Raw genomic sequence first — 19,464 nt, forward strand, 5'->3', positions numbered from 1 at the left:
CTTGGATTATAGTCAAATCAATGCTTATCTTGTGGATATTTTTAATAAGGTTTTAGTTATTGAAGAAACCAGCTTGAGAACAAGCCAATTTAATGATATTTCTCTGAAAGAGATGCATACGATTGAGATTATTGGTAAGAATGCTAAAGTAACTCCAAGTGACATTGCTCGTGCGCAGATGATTACACTAGGAACAGTGACAGCTAGCTTGAATAAGCTTGAAGCCAAAGGTTATATTGAGCGTAGTCGTTCGCAGTCTGATCGTAGGGTTGTTTATTTGAGTTTGACGAAAAAAGGACGTTTGATTGATCGCTTGCATAGCAAGTTTCATAAGCGTTTGGTTGAACATATTGTTGAGGAATTTGATGAAACAGATGTTGAAGCTCTCACTAAGGGGTTAAGCAATTTGCATCAATTTTTAGAGGAGCTTATCTCATGAGATATGCAAAGATTAGTCAAGTGGCGCATTATGTCCCCTCCCAAGTCATTACAAATGATGATCTATCTCAAATAATGGACACCAGTGATGAGTGGATTACAAGTCGAACAGGTATCAAAAAACGTCATATCACAAAGGATGAGTCAACAGCTGATTTAGCAAGTCAAGTAGCCAAACAGTTGCTTGAAAAGTCATCTCTTGAACCTAGTAGTATTGACTTTATTCTTGTGGCAACAGTGACACCAGACAGTACGATGCCCTCAACGGCTGCAAAAGTTCAGGCCTCTATCGGTGCTATAAATGCTTTTTCCTTTGATTTATCAGCGGCGTGTAGTGGTTTTATATTTGCACTATCAACGGCAGAAAAATTTATCCGATCTGGGATTTATCAAAAAGGTTTGGTGATTGGTGCTGAGACTTTTTCTAAAATTGTTGATTGGACAGATCGTAGGACAGCAGTGCTATTTGGTGATGGTGCTGGTGGTGTACTGCTTGAGACAGCAGATGAGGTGCATTTTTTAGCAGAATCTTTACATTCAGATGGGAGTCGAGGAGATGGCCTTACTTCAGGTATTGTTGGACTGAACTCACCATTTTCAGTTGTTGAGGAGAATCTCCCTTATGTGATTATGGATGGACGTGCCATTTTTGATTTTACCGTTCGAGATGTATCAAAAAGCATTACAGAGATCATGAGGACAACGGGAGTTACAGCCGATACTATCGACTACTTCTTACTTCATCAAGCGAATATCCGTATCTTAGATAAGATGGCTAGAAAGGTTGGTATCAATAGAGATAAGTTTTTAGCCAATATGATGGAGTATGGGAACACCTGTGCCGCTAGTATTCCGATATTATTATCAGAATCGGTGGATAAGGGGATTATCGCATTGGACGGAACTCAAGTAATTTTACTCTCAGGTTTTGGTGGAGGATTGACATGGGGCAGTCTAATTGTTAGAATTTAGGTATATTGTGCATAAGCACAGTATAGAATCAGCTAGCTATAAGCTAATCAATATTATTTATTTAAAAGGAGCTATATCATGGCAGTATTTGAAAAAGTACAAGAAATTATTGTTGAAGAACTTGGTAAAGAAACAGATGAAGTAACATTGGAAACTACTTTTGATGACCTTGATGCGGATTCATTAGATGTTTTTCAAGTCATTTCCGAAATCGAAGACGAATTCGATATTCAAATCGAAACTGAAGAAGGTCTCAATACAGTTGGCGATTTAGTTGCTTACGTTGAAGAAAAAACAAAATAAGGGCTAACCAACTGACCAGAATGTTTTTTAGCAAATGGAAGTTGCACTAGCTTCACAATCATGTAGGAGTGTTCAGTAAGCAATAAAGATTTATGTTCACTCCTTATTAGTGATAAGATAGTTTGAATTTCAAATTATAAAGGCTAGAAAACTGTCAGATTCTATTGATAAGTGCTTTAGTGATGAAAACCTAAATAAGCGATTAAAGGTGGAATAGAACGTTTAATCGTTTTATTTCCGCTTTAGTCGCTTAGCTAAGATTTAGAAAGTATAGATATGAAAAGTCGTATTACGGAATTATTACACATTAAATATCCTATTTTTCAAGGTGGAATGGCTTGGGTTGCTGATGGCGATTTGGCTGCTGCTGTATCAAAGGCAGGTGGTTTAGGGATTATCGGTGGTGGTAATGCTCCTAAAGAAGTTGTCAAAGCTAATATTGATAAGGTTAAAGCCGTAACTGATAAACCTTTTGGGGTTAATATCATGTTACTCTCACCATTTGTTGAGGATATTGTTGATCTTGTTATCGAAGAAGGGGTCAAGGTGGTGACTACTGGTGCTGGTAATCCTGGAAAATATATGGAGCGGTTTCATAAAGCAGGTATCACTGTTATTCCTGTGGTTCCTAGTGTTGCCTTGGCTCGTCGCATGGAAAAAATGGGCGCCGATGCTGTCATTGCAGAAGGTATGGAAGCAGGAGGTCATATTGGTAAGTTAACGACGATGACTCTTGTGCGTCAAGTGGTTGATGCAGTTTCTATCCCAGTTATTGCAGCAGGCGGTATTGCTGATGGACGTGGCGCAGCAGCAGGGTTTATGTTAGGAGCAGAAGCTATACAAGTCGGTACTCGCTTTGTTGTGGCTAAAGAGTCCAATGCTCACCCTAACTTTAAGGCAAAAATCTTAAAAGCAAAAGACATCGATACTGTAGTGTCTGCACAAGTTGTTGGGCATCCTGTGCGTGCCATAAAAAATAAGCTTGCAACTGCTTATGCTAAAGCTGAGAAAGACTTCTTAGCAGGTAAAATAACGGCTCAAGAAATTGAAGAACTTGGTGCAGGATCGCTACGCAATGCAGTGGTTGATGGTGATGTTGACTATGGTTCTGTAATGGCAGGGCAAATTGCAGGTTTTGTGAGTAAAGAGGAAACTTGTAAAGAGATTCTAAAAGATCTCTATTATGGTGCTCGTGATATTATCTTGGGAACAGCCAATCGATGGGAGAAAGACTAACTCTTCATTGACACTATAACAAGACACAATCTCTAATAATGTTAGGGGATGGAGGACAAAATGGCGAAAACTGCCTTCTTATTTGCAGGTCAGGGGTCACAGAGCTTAGGTATGGCGCATGATCTCTATGAAATTTACCCTATTGTGCAAGAAACGTTTCATCAAGCTAGTCATGTGTTGGGATATGATGTGCGACAGTTGATTGACAAAGACGAGAAAAAGCTCAATCAAACACGCTATACACAGCCTGCTATCTTGGCAACTTCCGTTGCAATTTATCGCTTACTTCTTGAAAAAGGGATTGCTCCAGATATGGTTGCTGGTCTTTCTTTAGGAGAGTATTCAGCTTTGGTAGCTTCTGGGGCACTAGAATTTGAAAAAGCTATTGCACTCGTTGCTAAGCGGGGACAGTACATGGAGGTAGCCGCACCGTATGGTAGTGGCAAGATGGTGGCAGTTCTCGATACACCAGTAGATATAATTGAAGAGGCTTGTGAGAAAGCGACTGAAAAAGGGGTTGTTTCTCTTGCTAATTACAATACCCCTACGCAAATTGTCATTGGAGGAGAAGTAGCAGCTGTCGATAAAGCGGTTGACTACCTCAAAGTAGCAGGCGCTAAGCGACTGATTCCATTGAAAGTGTCAGGTCCCTTTCATACTGCTCTACTAAAGTCCGCAAGTGATAAATTGGCTAAAGAACTTGAGACAGTGACTTTTGATACTTTTAAGTTACCATTGATTGGAAATACGAAAGCTACCGTTATGCAAGAAAGTGAGATTAAAACCTTGCTAGCACGTCAAGTCATGGAGCCAGTGCATTTTTATGAGTCGATTAACACGATGCTCTCTCTTGGGATGACAGATGTAATTGAGATTGGTCCAGGTAAGGTGTTAACTGGTTTTTTAAAGAAGATTGATAAGACAATCCCAAGTATTTCTGTCTATGATAAAGTTAGCTTGGAGAATTTACTGGCTAGATAGGAGGCAACAATTTGGAACTTTTTAGAAAAACAGTTTTTGTAACAGGGTCAACACGTGGTATTGGCTTAGCTATTGCACATAAATTTGCTCAATTGGGCGCCAATGTTGTCCTTAATGGACGCCATGTGATACCTGAGAGTTTACTTGAAACATTTTCACATTACAATGGTGAGGTACTAGCTGTGAGTGGAGATGTATCTAATGAGGCTGACAGTAAACGCATGATAGCTGAAGTGGCCAAAATTCTGGGTAGTGTTGATATTTTGGTAAATAACGCTGGAATTACAAATGACAAGCTCATGCTCAAAATGACACAAGAGGATTTTGAAAAAGTCTTGAAAGTCAACTTGACAGGTGCTTTTAATATGACTCAAGCAGTTCTAAAACCAATGAGTAAGGCACGTTCTGGTGCTATTATCAATATTTCAAGTGTTGTCGGTTTGGTTGGAAATGTCGGACAAGCCAATTATGCAGCTTCAAAAGCAGGTCTGATTGGCTTTAGCAAGTCGGTAGCTCGTGAGGTTGCTGGTCGTGGTGTCCGTGTTAATGTGGTGGCGCCAGGATTTATCGAGTCTGATATGACAGAGGTTATTCCTGATAAGCTAAAGGATGCCATGCTAGCACAAATCCCAATGAAGCGTATCGGTAAGCCTGAGGAAATTGCTGAGGTGGTTGCATTTTTAGCAAAACAAGAATATCTAACAGGTCAGGTACTAGCCATTGACGGCGGTATGACAATGCAATAAGAAGAGGATAGGTTAATGACTAAAAATAGAGTAGTTGTAACAGGTTATGGTGTTACATCGCCAATTGGTAATACTCCAGGAGAATTTTGGGATAGTTTACAAGCCGGAAAAATTGGGATCGGTCCTATTACGAAGTTTGATACAACAGACTTTAGTGTTTATAATGCTGGTGAAATCCAAGATTTCCCATTTGATAAGTATTTTGTACGCAAAGATAAAAATAGAATGGACATGTATTCTCTTTATGCGATTTATGCAGCATTAGAAGCTGTAGAAATGGCACAATTAGAGACAGGAAATCTCGATCATGATCGTGTTGGTGTCATTGTATCTAGTGGTATTGGAGGTTTGCAGGAGCTAGAAGATCAGATTATTCGCTTGCATACCCGTGGACCAAAGCGTGTTCAGCCTATGTTTATTCCTAAGGCATTGTCCAATATGGCAGCAGGAAATATCGCTATGCGCTTGAATGCTCAAGGTGTATGTAAGTCAATCACTACAGCTTGTGCTTCAGCTAATGATGCTATCGGAGAGGCTTTTCGTGAAATCAAGTTTGGATTTCAAGATGTGGTGATTTGTGGTGGTTCTGAAAGTTCAATCACGAAGATTGGTATCGCAGGTTTCCAAAATCTAACAGCTCTGTCTCAAACAGAAGACCCAACACGCTCCTCTATTCCATTTGATAAGGATAGAAATGGCTTTGTCATGGGTGAGGGGGCAGGTATTCTCATCTTAGAGAGCTTAGAGCATGCCCAAAAACGTGGCGCTACTATTTTAGCGGAGGTTGTTGGCTACGGTAATACCTGTGATGCTTATCATATGACAACACCAACTCCAGATGGATCAGGAGCTGCTAAAGCTATGAAGCTTGCTATGAATGAAGCGAACATAGAGGCTAGTCAAGTTGGTTATGTCAATGCACATGGCACCTCTACACAAGCAAATGAACATAGCGAAAGTCAAGCTATTGTTGCTGTTCTTGGAAAAGAAGTACCAGTATCCTCAACAAAATCCTTTACAGGGCATCTATTAGGAGCTGCGGGTGGTGTTGAGGCAATCGCAACTATCGAAGCCATTCGTCACCAATACGTGCCAATGACTGCAGGTACAAAAGAATTGTCAGAAGACATCGAAGCAAATGTCATCTATGGTCAAGGTATCAACGCAACAATTAATTATGCCTTGTCAAATACTTTTGGTTTTGGTGGACACAATGCTGTAACAGCTTTCAAACGTTGGGAGGTTTAGTGTGAATATCTCAGATATCAAAGAATTAATGGCGCAATTTGACAACTCTAGCTTGCGTGAATTTTCTTATCGTAATGCTAACGATGATTTGCATTTTAGCAAAAATAGCTTAGTCTCTCGTGAGCAAGTGACTGATCCTATCTTAGAAGCACCATTATCCTCTATCGCTCCACAATCTACTAGTGCTTCCCAAGCGTCACTAGAGACTGCGAACAAACCTATTGCCGAAGGGGAATTGGTAGAGAGTCCTTTGGTTGGGGTGGCTTATCTAGCATCGGCTCCAGATAAACCCAACTTTGTTGCAATTGGTGAAACGGTAAAGAAAGGGCAGACTCTGCTAATCATTGAAGCAATGAAAGTGATGAATGAAGTGCTAGCCCCTAAGGATGGAGTGGTTACTGAAATTCTCGTTGAAAATGAAGAAGTTGTGGAATTTGGCAAAGGATTGGTGCGTATTAAATGATTGATATAACAAAAATTCGTGAAGCACTTCCTCATCGTTATCCGATGCTTTTGGTTGATAGAGTGTTGGAGGTATCAGAAAATGAAATAACAGCTATCAAAAATGTCACCATCAACGAGCCTTTCTTTATAGGGCATTTTCCAGAATATCCTGTTATGCCTGGTGTTCTTATCATGGAAGCTCTTGCCCAGACGGCAGGTGTCTTAGAATTATCAAAAACAGAAAATCAGGGTAAACTCGTTTTTTATGCCGGTATGGATAAGGTTCGTTTCAAAAAACAAGTCGTTCCTGGAGATCAACTAGTCATGACAGCTAAATTTATCAAACGTCGTGGAACGATTGCAGTAGTGGAAGCTAAGGCAGAAGTAGATGGACAGTTAGTAGCTAGCGGTCTCTTAACCTTTGCGCTTGGGAAAAGCTAAAACGTAACTAGAAGGGAAGAATGGGATGTTTAAAAAACTATTGATTGCAAATCGTGGGGAGATTGCAGTGCGTATTATACGTGCTGCACGTGAACTGGGAATTGCAACAGTTGCAGTTTATTCAGAAGCTGATAAAGAGGCGCTTCATACCATTCTAGCAGATGAAGCTATTTGCATTGGTCCTAGTAAATCAAGCGACTCTTACCTCAACATAAATGCGGTACTTTCTGCAGCGATTGTGACAGGGGCTCAAGCTATTCATCCAGGTTTTGGTTTTTTAAGTGAAAATTCCAAATTTGCCACGATGTGCGAGGAAATGCATATTAAGTTCATAGGTCCTTCGAGTTTTGTTATGGATAAGATGGGGGATAAAATCAATGCGCGTGCAGAGATGATACGTGCTCATGTTCCTGTCATTCCTGGATCAAAAGGTGAGATTACAACGCCTCAAGAAGCCCTCGAAGTGGCAGATACTATTGGTTATCCTGTTATGTTGAAAGCTTCGGCAGGTGGCGGTGGTAAAGGAATTCGCAAAGTTGAATCCAAGGATGCTTTAGTGGCAGCTTTTGAATCTGCCTCACAAGAAGCCCTTGCTGCTTTTGGCAACGGTGCTATGTATATAGAAAAAGTTATCTACCCTGCGCGCCATATTGAGATTCAGATTTTAGGTGATCATTTTGGCAACATCATTCATTTAGGGGAGCGTGATTGCTCATTACAACGCAATAATCAAAAAGTCTTAGAAGAAAGCCCCTCAATTGCGATTGGTACTACGCTTCGTCAAAGTATCGGAGATGCTGCTGTACGAGCTGCTAAGGCTGTTTCCTATGAGAATGCAGGAACGATTGAGTTTCTCCTTGACGAAAAGACTGGTGAGTTCTACTTTATGGAGATGAACACGCGTGTTCAGGTTGAACATCCTGTAACTGAGTTTGTGACCGGTGTTGATATTGTTAAAGAACAGATTCGTATTGCAGCAGGGCAACCGTTATCGATTTCTCAAGAGGATATTTGCTTAAAAGGTCATGCTATTGAATGTCGGATTAACGCTGAAAATCCTAAATTTCATTTTGCACCAAGTCCAGGTAAAATTACGGAGTTATACTTGCCATCTGGCGGTGTCGGTTTACGTGTGGATTCTGCTGTCTATCCAGGATATACCATTCCGCCTTATTATGATAGCATGATTGCTAAGATTATCGTACATGGAAGTAACCGTTTTGATGCACTGATGAAAATGCAACGTGCGCTTTATGAGCTAGAAATTGAAGGAGTGGTAACCAATAGCGATTTTCAGATGGATTTAATTTCGGATTCTCGTGTCATTGCTGGTGACTATGATACCGCTTTTTTGATGGAAACTTTTTTACCAGAGTATGAACAAGCTGAGGATTAGGAGGATCTATGGCATTTTTTAAGAAAAAAGGTAAATATATCCGTATCAATCCTAATCGCTCTATCCGTCACCAAGGAGAATTAGAATTACCAGAAGTTCCAGATGAATTGTTTGCTAAGTGTCCAGCTTGTAGGCACATGATTTATCAAAAAGACTTAGGGCTTGCTAAAATTTGCCCACAGTGTCACTATAACTTCCGAATTAGCGCTAAGGAGCGTCTCTTGTTGACGGTTGATGAGGGAAGCTTTGAGGAGTTATTTACGGGTATCGCCAATCAAAATCCACTAAAGTTTCCAAGCTATCAGGAAAAGCTCGAAAAAGCAAAAGAGACAACAGGTCTCGATGAAGCAGTACTTACAGGTTTAGCACGTATTCGTCATCGAAAAGTGGCTCTTGCGATTATGGATTCTCACTTTATTATGGCGAGCATGGGAACGGTCGTTGGAGAGAAAATCACTCGTCTCTTTGAGTTGGCGACGAGAGAAAAGCTTCCTGTTGTCATTTTTACCGCTTCTGGTGGTGCTAGGATGCAAGAAGGAATTATGAGTTTGATGCAGATGGCAAAAATTTCTGCTGCTGTCAAACGTCATGCTAACACTGGGCTTTTCTATTTGAGCGTTTTGACGGATCCAACGACTGGTGGTGTGACAGCTAGTTTTGCTATGGAAGGTGATATTATTCTTGCTGAACCTCAAGCATTGGTTGGTTTTGCTGGGCGTCGTGTTATTGAAACGACAGTGCGTGAGGATTTACCCGATCGTTTCCAAAAAGCGGAGTTTCTATTGGAACATGGCTTTGTAGACAAGATTGTTGAGCGTACAGATCTACGTAGTACCATTGCTCAGCTATTAGAGTTGCATGGAGGTGAGTTATGAGTGATGTATCACGTATTTTAAAAGAAGCTCGTGATCAAAATCGTCTCACGACTCTGGATTATGCACAGAGAGTATTTGACGATTTTATTGAGTTACATGGCGATAGACACTATGGTGATGATGGTGCTGTTGTTGGAGGAATTGCACGATTAGCAGGTCGTCCAGTCACTGTTATTGGTATCCAAAAAGGAAAAAATTTACAAGATAATCTCAAACGCAATTTTGGGCAGCCACATCCAGAAGGTTATCGTAAAGCATGTCGTCTCATGAAACAAGCAGAAAAGTTTGGTCGTCCAGTCATTACCTTTATCAATACCGCAGGAGCATATCCAGGTGTCGGAGCAGAGGAGAGAGGACAGGGTGAAGCTATCGCTCACAATCTTCTGGAGATGAGTGATTTAAGAGTTCCGATTATTGCTGTTATTATTGGCGAGGGTGGCTCTGGTGGAGCTCTTGCCTTAGCATTAGCAGATAAGGTATGGATGCTTGAAAATACCATGTATGCTATTTTGAGTCCAGAAGGTTTTGCTTCTATTTTGTGGAAAGATGGTAGCAGAGCGCCTGAAGCGGCAGAGTTGATGAAGATAACAGCGGGTGAATTACTGCAAATGGGTGTGATTGATCGTATCATCCCAGAGCGTGGCTATTTTTCAAGTGAAATTATTGATATGCTGAAATCTGCACTTATCGAGGAGATAGAGAAACTCAGTCAGCTTTTGATAGAGGATTTGTTAGAGCAACGTTACCAGCGCTTTAGAAAATACTAAAAAGAGAGGTTCCTCAGTCTGACTCGAATGCCTATAAGAGCATTTGAGTTTTTTGTTTTATAAAATAGATGTTTATTTTTTCATAAAAAATGTAACGAATGAATAGCAAAGAGAAAGATAATGTGTCTCTATAAGAAATAAGATTTTCATTATTTAATATGTATATTTTATAGATTGGACTACTATAGAGTAGCCTTGTTTCAACGCCAACCTCGAAGCTACAAACAACTTCTTATGAAATTCATAAGCATTAGAAGGAGTTATCCGATTCAGACCGAAGACAAAATCTGTTAGAATTCTTTTCTAACAGATTCTCCTTATTTTAGGAGTGAGAGACAATAGGACGTACTATAATCACTATAGGATTTATTTGAAATTGATAGGAGAGCGTGAATGACGAAATCCGAGGTCACGAGTGGGGTTGATAGCGTAGCCTGTAGTTCCACCGAATGAGAATCCGATAGCAAAGACAACGATACCGACGATAATTGCTTTTAGGCTAGGAGATATATTATTTGAATCAATCACTATAACAGTCATGACAAGGACAATAGTTTTTAAAATGCCACCCAGCAAGTTAGACCATGTATGACAAATAGCTGAAGCGGTTGAGAAACAGTCTAAAATAGTCTCAGATTCTGCAGTTTCTTTCCAGTGAGGATAGTAGTGGAGGTATGATAGATGCAAACATAGCACCGAGAAATTGTACCTAGCACAGCCATAGCGCTAGGTACTGCGGGGTTTAAATGTGCTCCACTCAAAAAAGTAGATAGATAAAGAGCGACCACTACAGCAACTCCTAAGCCTAGAACAATAGCAATCCAACCGCTATGTTCAGACTTGTTTTTTTTCAAAAGTCAGGCAGAAACAACCCTGTTTTCTAGTAACACTAAGATAAACGTGCCTAGTAATTCACCGATAAATTCTTTCATTTTCCGATTCTCCTATTTTGTAATCCGTAATTCTTCTAGTTGAGTGATGATAGTATCCTTATCTCCTCCAGCCTGTAGTAAAGCCGCTGCCGTATAAGAGCCTTCTACAATTGGGACATGTTGGATATGAATGACCTTATTTGAGAAGTCAGCGACCATTTCAATGTTCATTCGAGCAGAACCTAGGTCATAGAAAGCGAGTAATTCCTCTGCTGGGTTTAAATCGACTATTTCTTGAACTCGTTCAAAGTTTGTTCCGATACCATTATCTGGCGTTCCTCCTATATAGGTAAGAGGAATATCTTTTGCTACTTCATTGATTAAATCTACAATACCTTGGGCTAGATTTTTCGAATGTGAAACGATGATAATTCCTAACTTACTCATAAGCAACACCTGATTCTATTAAGGCTTCAAACAGATAGGCTGTCGATTGCGACCCAGGGTCAAGATGCCCCAAAGACCGTTCTCCAACATAGGAAGCCCGTCCTTTTGTTGCTACAATATCTTTAGTTGTTTCAACATAAGCAGTTATATTATCAAGAGAAAGTTTGTTTTCTCTCAAATCTTGGATGACCGGTGTCCAAACATCCACCATTGTTTTTTCTCCGACAGTTGCTTTACCTCGTTTGATAATCATATCAAGAGCATCTTGCATGCTATCGACAAATGCTTGAGTATCAATGCCCTTGCTGATACCAACAAATGCTGAACCGTAGAGAGAACCAGAAGCACCTCCTACTTTGCTAAGTAGCTGCATTCCGACCGTTTTAAAGACTTCGCTTGTTTTAGTAAATTCTTTATTTGTAAGTTCTTCCATGACCGCAGCCATTCCGCGAGCCATATTGCTACCGTGGTCACCGTCACCGATAGGCCTATCTAGTTCACTTAGATAGTCTTTATTGGCTTGAATTTTATCATTAAATTGACTCATCCATTTAATTGCATCTTGTACGTTCATTTATTTTTTTCCTCGTTTCTACCAAGCTGGCGTAGTGACAGGACTATTCAAAGCCTCTAGCCATTCTGCATTTTCTAGTTTAATCAAGGTTAAGGATAGACCAGCCATATCAATTGAAGTCATGTAATCACCGAGTTTTTTATAGACAACTTGAATCCCCTTTTCTGCCAAAAGATTAGCGACATCATTGGCAAAAATGTATTGTTCCATTAAAGGAGTTGAGCCCAAACCGTTGATGAGAATACCAAATTGTTGACCATAAGTTGCATTGAAATCGGTTAGTAATTTGTCAATCAACTCTTTTGCCAAAAGTGCAGAGGGCTGCAATTTTTCTTTTTGATAACCTGGTTCACCGTGAATCCCAACACCGTACTCAAATTCATCTTCTTCAAGTACAAAACCGGGTTTTCCAACTTCAGGAACAGTTGCGCCTGACAAGGCTAGACCAATTGTTTTAATCTGTCCTACCAGTTCGTCTGCTAAATCCTTAATTTCATGTAAGGACTTTCCTTTTCTAGCAGCATGACCTAGAATTTTATGAACAAAAACTGTACCGGCTACTCCACGACGTCCTTGAGTATATAGACTGTTTTCGACTGCAATATCATCATCTACAATAACGCTAGCAACTTCAATGCCTTCCATTTCCGCCAATTCTTGAGCCATTTCAAAATTCATGATGTCTCCAGAATAATTTTTGATGACCATAAATACTCCAGCCCCTTCATCAGCCGCTTTAATCGCTTCGAGAATCTGGTCAGGAGTAGGTGAAGTAAAGACAGCTCCACAGACAGCAGCAGAAAGCATACCGTCTCCAACAAAGCCAGCATGTGCTGGTTCATGACCTGAACCACCTCCAGAGATTAAACCTACCTTGCCTGTTTTTTCAGCTTTTCGGATAATCACATCATACCCGTCTAAACGTTCTACCAAATCAGAGTGAACAAAGCTCATGCCTTTTAGCATTTCATCAACGACGTTTGCTGGATTATTGATAATTTTTTTCATGGTAACATCCTCTTTTTTCATTTTGCTAAGTTTATTATAAAACTTGATATAGAGAAAAGTAAGGGACAGATTGTTTCATTTGTCCGCTTTCTCTGTTTTTCTATCTTATTTTTGATATGATAGAACTAGTAAAAAATGAGGAGGATGTTATGATGCCTTCACTGATTACCAAAAAGAGAATAGCAAAAGCATTTAAAACGCTTCTTGAAAGAGAAGAATTTGATAAAATATCAATTGTTGATATTATGGAACTAGCAGGAATCCGGCGACAAACTTTTTACAATCATTTTTTAGATAAATATCAACTAATGGATTGGATTTTTGAAAATGATTTGCAAGAACAAATTACCAATAATCTTGATTTTATTACAGGTTACCAACTCTTGAAAGAACTGTTTCTATACTTTGAAGAGGAAAAAGAGTTTTACGTTCAGTTGTTTGCTATCCGAGGACAGAATGATTTTTATTCTTATTTTATTACCTATTGCATGACAGTTGTTGAAAAAATTATTAAGGAATATTCTGTTCAAGCAATCTTTATCGAGAATGAAACATTCCTAGCGTTTCATCAAAATTATCATGCTCATGCACTTGCAGAAATCGTTAGATGCTTTGTCAGCCATTCTATTCCAATGCCTGCCCCTAATTTTTTACTGTATGAAATGACAAATCGAATAATGTAGGAGAGTTTTTCATGACATTTATCCACAATCAGCAAAAACATATTTTATCTGACTTTATTTCTGGTCAATTATTGGCATATCCACATCTAAAAAAGCACGAAACTCTCCCACTTGTTTACAATCGTCATCATGATAGTAGTAAAATTCCTATTCTTTCAGGAGGTGGAAGTGGGCATGAACCAGCCCATATTGGTTATGTAGGAGAAGGTATGCTGACAGGAGCTATTTATGGAACGCTATTTTATCCTCCTACGGTTGATGAAATTGCGGTCTCTATTCGTTTTCTGGACAAAGGAAAAGGGGTTTTTGTGATTGTGAAAAATTTTGATGCAGACCTTGCTCATTTTAGAAAAGCGATTGCAACTGTAAGGGCAGAAGGTTACAATGTTAAGTATATTCTCTCATATGATGATATTTCTATCGAACCGAAAAAACATTTCAAAATCCGTGGCAGAGGACTAGCAGGTACTATTCTCTTACACAAGATATTGGGAGCACTTGCACAACGAGGTGCTAGTCTTGATGAATTAGAGCAGGTAGGTTTTGAACTTTCCACTCAAATTGCGACGATTGGTTTTGCGACAAAATCAGCTACCTTACCAAGAGCTACTCTTCCGCTCTTTGAATTAGAGGAGAATTCTATCTATTATGGAATTGGTATTCATGGAGAAGAAGGCTACCGCACTGTTCCATTTACCTCATCTGAAGAACTAGCAAATGAAATCGTCAATAAGTTGAAATTGCACTTTCATTGGGAAAAAGGGGAACCATTTATACTTCTGGTCAATAATTTAGGAACAACGACCGATTTGGAAATGGGAATTTTCTTAAATGATTTAAAACAATTATTTGATATCCAAGGGTTATCTCTGCCTTTGATAAAGTCAGGAAGATTTATGACGAGTCTTGATATGGCGGGAATTTCTGTTACATTGTGCAAAATGACAGATAAGCAGTGGCTGGATTATTTATTAGTACCAACAGATGCCTATGCCTGGTAGTTGATGATTGAATAGTAGTTTAGGAAAGGATAATACTTATGCGACGAGTTGGGGCAAGAAATAACAAGAAAAGACAAGAATTTTATGATGCAATATCTGATGTTTATAATCATTTAGAGTTAAATGAAGAGGATAGAAAAATATTATTGGATATGGCTAAGGATGTTGATGATAACGTTAAACTAAGTTATATTTCTTCTAAATTTTATGGAAAAGTGAATCATATGTACTGTTTAACCGAACATCATATTCTGGTTAAACGATTATTAGATTTGATGCAAAAATATAAACGGTGGTATTATATCGGTATGCCCCCTTTATATCCGTTATTTTAAGTGTGTTCAATAAAGAATAGACGATAGAAAAAAGCTTCAGCTATCTGCGGAAGCTTTTTAGTGTTTTCATGCCTGTGGTTTAATCGTTTCAATACCCCCCATATATGGACGAAGCACCTTTGGGATAGTGATAGATCCATCTTTGTTTTGGTAATTTTCAAGGATAGCAGCGACAGTACGCCCAACAGCAAGACCTGAACCGTTTAAGGTATGAAGCAATTTCACCTTTCCATCTGCTTCGTCACGATAACGGATTTGAGCGCGACGAGCTTGGAAATCCTCAGTGTTAGAGCATGATGAAATCTCACGATAAGTATTTTGTGCTGGAATCCAGACCTCAAGGTCATAAGTTTTAGCAGCAGAAAATCCCATATCTCCGGTGCATAGAGTAATCACACGATAAGGAAGTTCGAGTTTTTGTAAGATATTTTCAGCGTTAGCCACCATTTTTTCTAATTCATGGTAAGATTCTTCAGGTTTGGTAAATTTCACCATTTCGACTTTGTGAAATTGGTGCAAACGGATAAGTCCACGAGTATCACGGCCGGCAGATCCTGCTTCTGAACGGAAAGAAGGGGACATGGCAGTGAAGTAGATAGGCAACTCTTGTCCATCGATGATTTCACCGCGATAGTAATTGGTCAAAGGAACTTCGGCGGTTGGGATAAGCACATAGTCGCTATCAGCTAATTCAAAAGTATCCTCTTTAAATTTAGGATATTGCCCTGTTCCAAACATAGAGTCGTGGTTGACCATATAAGGTGGAATCACTTCGGTGTAACCTTCTTTAGCATGCTCGTCTAACATGAAGTTGTAGATGGCACGTTCTAGTTTTGCGCCTAAGCCTTTATAAAAGAGAAAACGTGAGCCAGTCACTTTCGCACCGCGTTCCCAATCCAGAATGCCTAAATCTTCACCTAAATCCCAGTGAGGCTTGATGTTAAAATCAAATTCACGTGGTGTTCCCCAACGGCGAACTTCTACGTTTTCATCTTCATCAGCACCGATAGGTACATCAGCGGCTGGGATATTTGGTAATGTCGTGATAATAGCTTGAATCGCTTTATCAATTTCTGTCAATTCTTTATCAATGCTTTTAATAGTAGCAGATAGTTCTTGCATAGCAGTAATTTGCTGGCTAGCATCTTTTTTATTGCGCTTAGCTTGTGCAATTGCAGCTGAAGCAGTATTGCGTTTAGCTTTAGCTTCTTCTGATGTGACAAGCAATTTGCGGCGTTTGCTGTCAAGCTCTTGAAGTTCTTGTAAGGTGTCAGAGCTGACTCCACGTGTTGCCAATTGGTTTGAGATTGTTTCAAAGTTTGTTCGGATGCGTTTCAAATCTAACATCAGTTTCCTCCAAAAAGCACCCAAGTAAAGCCGCTGGAGCGCTTTAAGCGCGGTTCCATCCAGCTTCACCTGAGTGCACTTGATTATTGATTACGATAAATATAGTCACGGTAGATTTCACGCTGACTCTTATCTGCTCACACCACACGCAGACTCTCTAAAAAAAGCGATAGCGTTACTTATCCGCTATTTTCATTATAGCGTATTTTTTGTAAAGTGTAAACCATAAGCTATATAAGCTATAAGAAAAGTTTCTCAAGTTCTTTAGCAACGCCATCTTCTTCGTTAGTGTAATCTGTTTGTTTATCTGCATAAGGTAGAAGGGTTTGACTAGCATTTTTCATAGCGTAGCCCACCTTTGCAAAAGAGAGCATTTCTGTATCATTGTGCTCATCTCCAAAGGCGATGAGTTGGTCTTTATTCATATTGAGGGCGGACAACAAATAGTTGAGAGCAAAAGCTTTGTTGATCCCCTTAGGTGAAAATTCTAGGATATTTAGTGGGCCACCCCATGAATCCACTTCGATGTTGTAGTCAAAGTGTTTACATAGTTCTTTAGCGAGTTCGTACTTATCTTTGTGACGCGTTTGCATTAGGAGGGCATTAGGATTTCTTGTGATTTTGTTTATATCCATCCGCATGCTTTCTGTGATTTGAGGGACACCAAAGAGAGTAGGATTGATACGATTTGGATAATCTAGTGTAATATAAAAATTTTGACGATATTCACTAGCTATAAAATCTGCTTGAATAGCCTCACTCATCTGAAGTGTAGCAAGAAGGTATTTCTTATCTAGAGTAATATTTTGTTCTTTACTCCATTTTTTATCTGGCAAATGTGTCAAGGAACCGTTAAAGCTAATCATAGGTGTTTCTAACTGTAATCGTCGATAATGTTGAATTGCCATACGATAAGGACGTCCTGTTGCAATGACAACTTTATGCCCTAGTTGACTAATGTGCGAAATAACATCAATCGTGTAATCTGAAATGGTATTGTCAGAGTGTAGCAACGTACCGTCTAAGTCTAGTGCAATCATTCTTTTAGCCATGCTAAGATTATAACATAAAAGTCTATTTTTGAGTGGATAAATCCCTTCTTATCGTTTTTTAAGCAGACTAGGAACAGTCTTTTTTGATATAATAAAAATCAATCACCAAAAGAAAGGGGAGTTCATGAAGAAAAAAATTATCCTTATTCATTTATTTTTTACTGTGATTGCATTAGGAATTAAATACTATCACGTCAGCGGTCCAGATTTGATTTGGAACATGTTTTTAGCACTGGTTGCTTTTGATTTTGCAGCTTTGGTTTATTTTATGAAGCAGCCTGTTTTGAGGCTTTTTCTCACACTTTTTTGGTTTTTTTTCTACCCAAATACTTTTTATATGCTAACGGACATTGTTCATATGAATTTTACAAGTACAGTATTGTGGGAGAAGACCAGTTTGATTCTGTATATGCTCTTTGTCTCAAGCATCCTTTTTGGAGTTTTATCGGGAGCTGAGAGTATAAAAGTGATTTTCAAATCTTTTAACATCACGTCTTATAGTTTACGTTTAGTGGCGATTTGTGTCTTATCTGCCATCTCAAGTTTTGCTATTCATATCGGTCGTTATGCTAGGTTGAATAGTTGGGATATTATCACCAGACCGAAAGTGGTTATTGATGAATTAGCGAGCGTTTGGACGACAGGAACAGCGATGTACTTTGTGATTGGCTTTACTTTTTTACAAATTCTAACGCTTGTTTTTTTAGAAAATGAAAGCTTAAATAAGGGTTGATAATAGAACGTTTATTTGATAATATAGAAGTATCGTTCGGTATTTATACAGCAAAACGATGTTACTATTCAAAGGAGTATCCGTAAACTATCATGGATAAGTTTTTTAAATTAACAGAGCATGGTACTAATGTCAAAACAGAAGTAACTGCTGGTTTGACGACTTTTTTTGCGATGAGTTATATTCTCTTTGTCAATCCTGCCATGCTAGCACAAACTGGTATGCCAGCACAAGGTGTCTTTTTAGCTACTATCATCGGTGCGGTTGCAGGAACCTTGATGATGGCTTTTTATGCGAATCTGCCTTATGCACAAGCCCCTGGCATGGGACTTAACGCTTTCTTTACCTACACGGTTTGTGGGGCGTTAGGATATACTTGGCAAGAAGCGTTAGCAATGGTCTTTTTATGTGGTGTTATTTCTCTTATTATCACAGTCACTAAAGTGCGTAAAATGATTATTGAGTGCATACCTGCTTTTATGAAATCAGCTATTTCAGCTGGTATCGGTATCTTTCTAGCCTACGTTGGGATTAAAAATGCAGGTTTTTTGCAGTTTTCAATTGATCCAGGGAAATATACCGTCCTTGGCAAGGGAGCAGATGCTGCAAAAGCGTCTATTACGGCTAATGCTTCTGCAACACCATCTTTAGTTGCATTTACACAGCCTTCTGTGATTGTAGCCATTATTGGTTTGGTGATTACAGCGTTTTTTGTCATTAAAAATATCAAAGGCGGTGTCATCATTTCTATTGCCCTAACGACAATTATTGCTATTTTAGCTGGTGTGGTTGATCTCTCCACTATTAACTTTGCCTCAACTAACGTCGCAGCATCTTTTAAAGATTTTAAATCTATCTTTGCAGTGGCGCTTGGTCATGAAGGATTGGGTTCACTCTTTTCGGATGTTTCACGGATTCCAAGTGTATTAATGGCAATTCTTGCTTTTTCTTTGACAGATATTTTTGATACCATTGGAACACTTATCGGAACTGGGCGAAAAGTTGGTATTGTAGCACAGACAGGTGAAAACAATGAATCTAAAGGACTTGACCGTGCTCTCTTTTCTGACCTTGTTGGAACGACGGTTGGAGCGATTGCTGGTACATCAAATGTCACTACTTATGTTGAATCAGCGGCAGGTATTGGTGCTGGTGGTCGTACAGGATTGACGGCACTTGTGGTTGCGGTTCTTTTTGCAGTTTCAAGTTTCTTTAGTCCCTTGCTTGCTATTGTTCCAAATGCAGCAACAGCTCCTATTCTCATTATCGTTGGGGTCATGATGTTATCGAACATCAAAAACATAGAATGGGATGATTTGAGTGTGGCTATCCCAGCTTTCTTTGCCTCCATCTTTATGGGATTTGCCTATAGTATTACACAGGGGATTGCTGTCGGTTTTCTTTTTTACACAGTTGCAAAAATCTTTAAAGGCGAAGCAAAAGAAGTGCATGGACTTATCTGGGTATTGGATATTCTTTTTATCCTGAACTTTATCAGTCTTGCTTTATTGTAAGACAAGCCCAAAAATAGCGCTTACCGAGGTGGGCGCTATTTCTTTTTGCCT

General features: G+C 39.3%; 22 protein-coding genes and 2 pseudogenes. 18 read left to right on the plus strand and 6 right to left on the minus strand.

Annotation, left to right across the window (positions count from 1 at the left end):
• Position 1: 1 nt before the first annotated feature.
• From fabT to NXS10_RS04215, 13 genes and pseudogenes are all read left to right on the plus strand, one after another.
• Entirely contained in the window at positions 2-439 is a 438-nt protein-coding gene (gene fabT / locus NXS10_RS04160) for a fatty acid biosynthesis transcriptional regulator FabT (protein ID WP_259137989.1), read from the plus strand.
• Complete coding sequence (locus NXS10_RS04165; protein ID WP_259137992.1) at positions 436-1,410, plus strand: beta-ketoacyl-ACP synthase III; 975 nt, start codon at positions 436-438, stop codon at positions 1,408-1,410. Before fabT ends, NXS10_RS04165 begins: the two co-directional genes overlap by 4 nt.
• A 78-nt stretch (positions 1,411-1,488) precedes the next feature.
• Positions 1,489-1,713: an acyl carrier protein gene (locus tag NXS10_RS04170; RefSeq protein ID WP_259137993.1), complete on the plus strand. Its 225-nt coding sequence runs from the start codon at positions 1,489-1,491 to the stop codon at positions 1,711-1,713.
• Positions 1,714-1,989: 276 nt separating this feature from the next.
• On the plus strand, positions 1,990-2,949 hold the full coding sequence (fabK, locus tag NXS10_RS04175; protein WP_259137996.1) for an enoyl-[acyl-carrier-protein] reductase FabK: 960 nt from the start codon (positions 1,990-1,992) through the stop codon (positions 2,947-2,949).
• A 60-nt stretch (positions 2,950-3,009) separates the two neighbouring features.
• Entirely contained in the window at positions 3,010-3,930 is a 921-nt protein-coding gene (gene fabD / locus NXS10_RS04180) for an ACP S-malonyltransferase (RefSeq protein WP_259137999.1), read from the plus strand.
• 11 nt (positions 3,931-3,941) lie between these two features.
• Entirely contained in the window at positions 3,942-4,676 is a 735-nt protein-coding gene (gene fabG, locus NXS10_RS04185) for a 3-oxoacyl-[acyl-carrier-protein] reductase (RefSeq protein WP_259138001.1), read from the plus strand.
• Positions 4,677-4,691: 15 nt separating this feature from the next.
• Complete coding sequence (fabF, locus tag NXS10_RS04190; protein WP_259138003.1) at positions 4,692-5,924, plus strand: beta-ketoacyl-ACP synthase II; 1,233 nt, start codon at positions 4,692-4,694, stop codon at positions 5,922-5,924.
• A 1-nt stretch (position 5,925) separates the two neighbouring features.
• Positions 5,926-6,001, plus strand: a pseudogene (locus NXS10_RS08635) (acetyl-CoA carboxylase biotin carboxyl carrier protein); the annotation flags it as partial.
• Positions 5,977-6,387, plus strand: a complete 411-nt coding sequence (locus NXS10_RS04195) for an acetyl-CoA carboxylase biotin carboxyl carrier protein (protein WP_373318025.1) — start codon at positions 5,977-5,979, stop codon at positions 6,385-6,387. The pseudogene NXS10_RS08635 and the gene NXS10_RS04195, both read left to right, overlap by 25 nt.
• Positions 6,384-6,809: a 3-hydroxyacyl-ACP dehydratase FabZ gene (gene fabZ / locus NXS10_RS04200; RefSeq protein ID WP_259138007.1), complete on the plus strand. Its 426-nt coding sequence runs from the start codon at positions 6,384-6,386 to the stop codon at positions 6,807-6,809. The genes NXS10_RS04195 and fabZ overlap by 4 nt, the downstream gene beginning before the upstream one ends.
• Positions 6,810-6,834: 25 nt before the next feature.
• Positions 6,835-8,205, plus strand: coding sequence for an acetyl-CoA carboxylase biotin carboxylase subunit (locus NXS10_RS04205; RefSeq protein ID WP_259138009.1), 1,371 nt, complete (start codon positions 6,835-6,837; stop codon positions 8,203-8,205).
• 8 nt (positions 8,206-8,213) lie between these two features.
• Positions 8,214-9,080, plus strand: coding sequence for an acetyl-CoA carboxylase, carboxyltransferase subunit beta (gene accD / locus NXS10_RS04210; RefSeq protein WP_259138012.1), 867 nt, complete (start codon positions 8,214-8,216; stop codon positions 9,078-9,080).
• Positions 9,077-9,847, plus strand: coding sequence for an acetyl-CoA carboxylase carboxyl transferase subunit alpha (locus NXS10_RS04215; protein ID WP_259138014.1), 771 nt, complete (start codon positions 9,077-9,079; stop codon positions 9,845-9,847). The genes accD and NXS10_RS04215 overlap by 4 nt, the downstream gene beginning before the upstream one ends.
• A 338-nt stretch (positions 9,848-10,185) precedes the next feature.
• Here the strand turns inward: NXS10_RS04215 and NXS10_RS08640 are convergent.
• The 4 genes and pseudogenes from NXS10_RS08640 to dhaK all read right to left on the minus strand — a co-directional run.
• A pseudogene (locus tag NXS10_RS08640) lies at positions 10,186-10,779 on the minus strand (MIP/aquaporin family protein); the annotation flags it as partial.
• 12 nt (positions 10,780-10,791) lie between these two features.
• Positions 10,792-11,166 (minus strand): dihydroxyacetone kinase phosphoryl donor subunit DhaM, encoded by a 375-nt coding sequence (gene dhaM, locus NXS10_RS04230; protein WP_259138018.1) that lies wholly within the window; start codon positions 11,164-11,166, stop codon positions 10,792-10,794.
• Positions 11,159-11,740 carry a dihydroxyacetone kinase subunit DhaL gene (gene dhaL, locus NXS10_RS04235; protein WP_259138020.1) on the minus strand — a complete coding sequence of 194 codons (582 nt, stop codon included), beginning with the start codon at positions 11,738-11,740 and terminating at the stop codon, positions 11,159-11,161. The genes dhaM and dhaL overlap by 8 nt, the downstream gene beginning before the upstream one ends.
• 18 nt (positions 11,741-11,758) lie before the next feature.
• Entirely contained in the window at positions 11,759-12,748 is a 990-nt protein-coding gene (gene dhaK / locus NXS10_RS04240) for a dihydroxyacetone kinase subunit DhaK (protein ID WP_259138252.1), read from the minus strand.
• A 149-nt stretch (positions 12,749-12,897) separates the two neighbouring features.
• Here dhaK and dhaS point away from each other — a divergent pair, with 149 nt between their 5' ends.
• From dhaS to NXS10_RS04255, 3 genes are read left to right on the plus strand one after another with little or no spacing between them, the layout of a single operon-like run.
• Positions 12,898-13,431, plus strand: coding sequence for a dihydroxyacetone kinase transcriptional activator DhaS (gene dhaS / locus NXS10_RS04245; RefSeq protein WP_259138022.1), 534 nt, complete (start codon positions 12,898-12,900; stop codon positions 13,429-13,431).
• Between the two features lie 11 nt (positions 13,432-13,442).
• Positions 13,443-14,432 carry a DhaKLM operon coactivator DhaQ gene (gene dhaQ, locus NXS10_RS04250; protein WP_259138025.1) on the plus strand — a complete coding sequence of 330 codons (990 nt, stop codon included), beginning with the start codon at positions 13,443-13,445 and terminating at the stop codon, positions 14,430-14,432.
• 38 nt (positions 14,433-14,470) lie between these two features.
• The gene (locus NXS10_RS04255) at positions 14,471-14,767 is read left to right on the plus strand and encodes a hypothetical protein (RefSeq protein WP_259138027.1); all 297 of its coding nucleotides are present in this window, start codon (positions 14,471-14,473) and stop codon (positions 14,765-14,767) included.
• 66 nt (positions 14,768-14,833) lie between these two features.
• On the opposite strand, the gene serS is transcribed toward NXS10_RS04255, so the two are convergent.
• Together serS and NXS10_RS04265 are read right to left on the minus strand one after the other, a co-directional pair.
• Positions 14,834-16,114: a serine--tRNA ligase gene (gene serS, locus NXS10_RS04260; RefSeq protein ID WP_259138030.1), complete on the minus strand. Its 1,281-nt coding sequence runs from the start codon at positions 16,112-16,114 to the stop codon at positions 14,834-14,836.
• A 239-nt stretch (positions 16,115-16,353) separates the two neighbouring features.
• Positions 16,354-17,166 (minus strand): Cof-type HAD-IIB family hydrolase, encoded by an 813-nt coding sequence (locus tag NXS10_RS04265; protein ID WP_259138032.1) that lies wholly within the window; start codon positions 17,164-17,166, stop codon positions 16,354-16,356.
• 124 nt (positions 17,167-17,290) lie between these two features.
• Here NXS10_RS04265 and NXS10_RS04270 point away from each other — a divergent pair, with 124 nt between their 5' ends.
• A complete protein-coding gene (locus NXS10_RS04270; protein ID WP_259138035.1) occupies positions 17,291-17,899 on the plus strand; it encodes a DUF1361 domain-containing protein in 609 nt (202 codons plus the stop codon).
• Between the two features lie 92 nt (positions 17,900-17,991).
• The gene (locus NXS10_RS04275; RefSeq protein ID WP_259138037.1) at positions 17,992-19,413 is read left to right on the plus strand and encodes an NCS2 family permease; all 1,422 of its coding nucleotides are present in this window, start codon (positions 17,992-17,994) and stop codon (positions 19,411-19,413) included.
• Positions 19,414-19,464 lie beyond the last annotated feature (51 nt).

Source organism: Streptococcus sciuri (assembly GCF_024814375.1).
Lineage (GTDB): Bacteria > Bacillota > Bacilli > Lactobacillales > Streptococcaceae > Streptococcus > Streptococcus sciuri.